The organism is Streptomyces sp. NRRL B-24572 (genome assembly GCF_002156145.1).
Lineage (GTDB): Bacteria > Actinomycetota > Actinomycetes > Streptomycetales > Streptomycetaceae > Streptomyces > Streptomyces vietnamensis.
In genome coordinates this window covers 1-2852 of the sequence record NZ_MWIG01001051.1, presented here as the reverse complement: position 1 = coordinate 2852, position 2852 = coordinate 1, and the positions used below count along the sequence as shown (strand labels likewise).

The 2852-nt window shown below is 72.7% G+C and carries 3 protein-coding genes and 1 pseudogene; 2 read left to right on the top strand and 2 right to left on the bottom strand.

Annotated elements, in window-relative coordinates; genetic code table 11:
* Positions 1-431 (top strand): annotated as a pseudogene (locus CCN56_RS40015) (RNB domain-containing ribonuclease); the annotation flags it as partial.
* Here the strand turns inward: CCN56_RS40015 and CCN56_RS40010 are convergent.
* Together CCN56_RS40010 and CCN56_RS40005 are read right to left on the bottom strand one after the other, a co-directional pair.
* Complete coding sequence (locus CCN56_RS40010; RefSeq protein WP_086832479.1) at positions 376-1251, bottom strand: hypothetical protein; 876 nt, start codon at positions 1249-1251, stop codon at positions 376-378. The pseudogene CCN56_RS40015 and the gene CCN56_RS40010 sit on opposite strands and share 56 nt — an antisense overlap.
* On the bottom strand, positions 1248-2018 hold the full coding sequence (locus tag CCN56_RS40005; protein WP_086832478.1) for a MerR family transcriptional regulator: 771 nt from the start codon (positions 2016-2018) through the stop codon (positions 1248-1250). Before CCN56_RS40005 ends, CCN56_RS40010 begins: the two co-directional genes overlap by 4 nt.
* Before the next feature lie 135 nt (positions 2019-2153).
* On the opposite strand from CCN56_RS40005, the gene CCN56_RS40000 reads away from it, so the two are divergent.
* Positions 2154-2732, top strand: a complete 579-nt coding sequence (locus tag CCN56_RS40000; RefSeq protein WP_086832480.1) for a Uma2 family endonuclease — start codon at positions 2154-2156, stop codon at positions 2730-2732.
* Positions 2733-2852 lie beyond the last annotated feature (120 nt).

The following is a 2852-nucleotide window of genomic DNA, read 5'->3' as shown; positions in this document are numbered from 1 at the left end:
TCCACGCCGCCGTCGCCGACGAGTACACCCACTGCACCGCGCCGCTGCGCCGCCTCGTCGACCGGTACGCGGGCGAGCTGTGCGTGGCGGCGGTCGCCGGGGACGGGCCGCCCGAGTGGGTACGGGCCGCGCTGCCCGCCCTCCCCGACGAGATGGCCGGCGGCGCCCGCCGCGCCAACACCGTCGAACGCGAGAGCGTCGACATCGTCGAGGCGGCCCTCCTGAAGGAACGGATCGGCGAGTTCTTCGACGCGTACGTCATCGACGTGAAGGAACGCGAACCGGCCGTCGGCACCGTCCACCTGGAGGACCCTGCGGTCGTCGCCCGCATCGAGGGCGGGGAGACGAAGCTGCCGTTGGGGGAGTGGCTGCGGGTCAGACTGTCGGAAGCGGACCCGGGGACGGCGAAGGTCCTGTTCGCGCCCGCGTGAGCGCGTCGTACAGGGCCTTCGGCTCGTCGGCGTGCAGCCGGATCAGCCGTACGGGGCGGGGCGCGCCGAGCAGCCGGGGCGCGTCGACCGGCTCGGTCAGCTCGATGGTGACGGAGGTCTGGGAGCCGACGGCGAGGTTCAGCTCGCCGTCGGCCTTCTCGTGCGAGAAGAGGGACTCGCGCCGGACGGCCGCGATCCGCCCGACCGGGACGCGCACGTCGACGTGCGCACCCTGCCGGACCCGGAGGACACCGCCGGCGAGCGTGTGCGGGCGGGTCACGGAGGCGGCGTGCAGCCCGAGCACGAACAGCACGGTGTAGACGTCCAGGACGAGGAAGACGGCGTGGACGAAGGGCCATTCGGCGAGCAGGTACGACATGCCGACCGTCTCGACCACGCACACGAACGCGAAGCCGTACATCAGCGCGGCCTGGTCGCGGGCGTGCGGGAAGACCCCGTCGACCCCCTCGACCCCGTGCCGCCGCCGCCCGGCCCACCGCACGAGACCCGCCATCAGCCGCAGCTCGTGCCCGATCAGCCGCAGCACGACCTCGGGCACGAGCTCGCCCAGCGCCTCCCGTGCGGAGAGGCCGCGCCGCCGCAACCGCCGGAAGACGAGGACCTCGGCGAGGAGGAGCCCGAAGACGACCGTCTCCCCGGCGAGGAGCACGCCACCGGGTATCCGCACCCCGGCGAGCAGAAGGACGAAGAGCACGAACTCGGCGGGGAGCGCGGCGTAGGCGACCGCACGCAGGAGCCGCAGCGGGCGGGTGCGGGACACGGCACCCTCGTCCGGCCCGCGGGTGGTGTGCGTCGTCATCGGTCCGCTTCCCCTCTCTCCGTTCCCTCCGTCCGTCGTGCCGTCACCAGTCCCACCGCCCGCCGCACCGCCGCCGACTGGGCCGGGGCGAGGTCCGCGAAGAACGTGTCGGCGAGGCCCCCGGCGCCCTCCGGGGGCAGCTCCACCGCCATCCCGTCCGGCAGGACGGCGGCCAGGGCGCGGGCCGCCTCCTCCACCCGGGGGTCGTCCACCTCCACGTCGGCGAGGGCGTCCAGGAGCGCGTACAGCTCCCGCGCGCTGCCCGCCGCGCCGTGCATCAGCTCCATCAGCCGGGCCCGTTCCGCCTCGGGGACGACGGTGTCGAGGAGGGCCAGGATCTCCCGGTCCTTCGCCGCCATCGGGGACTCGGGCAGCTCGCCGAGCCCCGCGAGCAGCGCCGCGAGCTCCGGCGAGACGGGGCCTTCGGCGGGCAGGCGCCCGGCGCGGGCCTCGGCGAGGAGCGGGGCGAGGCGTTCCCGGCGCTCCCGGATGACGGCCTCCTGCCGGGCCAGGTCGTCCGCCAGCTCCTCCAGCACCTCCACGAGCCCCCGCCCCTCGTCGTCCGCGAGCACGTCCCGTACCTCGTCGAGGCCGAGCCCCAGCTCGGTCAGCCGTCGGATCCGGGCGAGCAGCACGGCGTCCCGGACCCCGTACTCCCGGTACCCGTTGGCCCGCCGCTCGGGCTCGGGCAGCAGCCCCGCCTGGTGGTAGTGCCGCACGGCCCGGGGGGTGACCCCGACGAGCGCGGCGATCTCGCCGATACGCATGCGCCCAGTAGAAACCCTGACGCTGCGACAAGGTCAAGCGGTCGCTCCGGGGCTCGTCCTCGATCATGTGCCACGATCGAGGGAACGACCCCGATCTGACGGACGGCGGGTGCCTCGATGTCCGAGTCTGACGACATGACTGCCATGGCGCACGCACCACTCACACAGGCAGAGGGCCTGTTGGAGGGCTTTCTGGCGCTGGGCACGCCGGAAGGCTTCCGGGCGGAGCTGATCGAAGGGGAGATCGTCGTGACGCCGCCACCGGATGGAGACCACGAGCACTACATCAGCTGGATCGTCAAGCAGGTGATCCGCAAGGCGACCACGGGCATGGATTTCTCAGGAAACAAGGGGCTCACCCTGAAGGAGGTGGCCGGGGCGCCGAGAGACCACGTCATTCCTGACGGAACCTTCGCTCCGGAGGAGCGTCGCCTCTTCCTCGGCGCGGAGTCCTGGATGCCGTGCGACGGCGTCGCGATGGTGCTTGAGGTCACGTCCCGGCGTGCCGACGTCGATCGTGACGTCAAGCGCCGCTGCTACGCCCGCTCCGGAATCCCCCTCTACTTGCTCGTGGACCGGGACACGTCCACGGTGACGCTGTTCACCGACCCCGAGAACGGCGACTACCGCGAGCATCACGGTGTGCCCTTCGGCAAGCCCCTCCCCCTCCCCGCCCCCTTCGCCTTCGACCTGGAGACGGCCGACTTCCTCTGAATCGGCAGGTAGCATGGTCGGCACGGCAGACGAGCCGGGCGGACGGCCGCGTGGAGATCCTCGGATCTTCCCGAGGAACGTCCGGGCTCCACAGAGCAGGGTGGTGGCTAACGGCCACCC